Origin of the sequence: Streptomyces europaeiscabiei (genome assembly GCF_001550375.1) — a bacterium.
Classification (GTDB): Bacteria; Actinomycetota; Actinomycetes; order Streptomycetales; family Streptomycetaceae; genus Streptomyces; species Streptomyces europaeiscabiei.
In genome coordinates, this window is the sequence record NZ_LRTR01000832.1 from 1 (window position 1) to 810 (window position 810).

Genomic DNA, 810 nt, shown 5'->3' on the forward strand with positions numbered 1-810 from the left:
CGCGGCGGCAGGCGGCGGTGAGACGGGCGTCGTAGGAGGCGTCCGGGTCGGCGGCGACGGCGGCGAGGCCACGGGCCTCCCGGGCGCAGTCGTCGAGCAGGGCGAGCACCCGGCGGGCCCGTTCCTTGCGCGGGCGCAGCGGGTTGAGCGGGTGGACCAGGGGCGCGAGGGACAGCCGTACGCGCCCGAGGAGTGCCTCCAGCTCCGCCACGCGCGGTGCCGGGTCCGCGGCCGGGTCTCCCGCCAGGCGTCGGGCCGCCGTCGCGGTGCAGCCGTGCACCGCGTGCAGGGCCCGCCGCACCCAGCGGTCGGTGACGGCGTGCGTGGTGACCGGCAGGATCAGCGCCACGGCGAGCGCCGCCCCGAGCGCGCCGACCCCCGTCTGCGCCAGGCGCAGGCCGAGGAGTGCCGGATCCAGGACGCCGAGGAGGCCGTAGAGCAGGCCCGCCATGACGGTGACGCACAGCATCATCCAGGAATACGACACGGCGGCCGTGTAGAAGATGCCGAAGACGCACACGGCGACCAGTGCGGCGGTGGGCGCCGGGGCACCGTGCAGGGGGACGGCGACCAGGAGGCCGACGAGGATGCCGGTGACCGTGCCGAGGACGCGTCGGAAGCCGCGGACCAGGGTCTCGCCGCGCGAGGTGGTGTTCACGAAGATCCACCAGGCGGTGCCGACGGCCCAGTACCAGCGTTCCTGCGAGAGGACCTGCCCGGCGGCCATCGCGAAGGCGCAGGCGGCGCTCGTCTGGAAGGCCTGGCGGGTGGTGGACCGGGCCAGGCCGCGGTCGTCGCCCGCGGCGGGGT

At 76.4% G+C, this 810-nt stretch carries 1 protein-coding gene; it reads right to left on the reverse strand.

Annotated features, from left to right (window positions below):
• Positions 1-810: FUSC family protein (locus AWZ10_RS42075; protein ID WP_208618652.1), on the reverse strand; the 810-nt coding region annotated here is incomplete at both ends.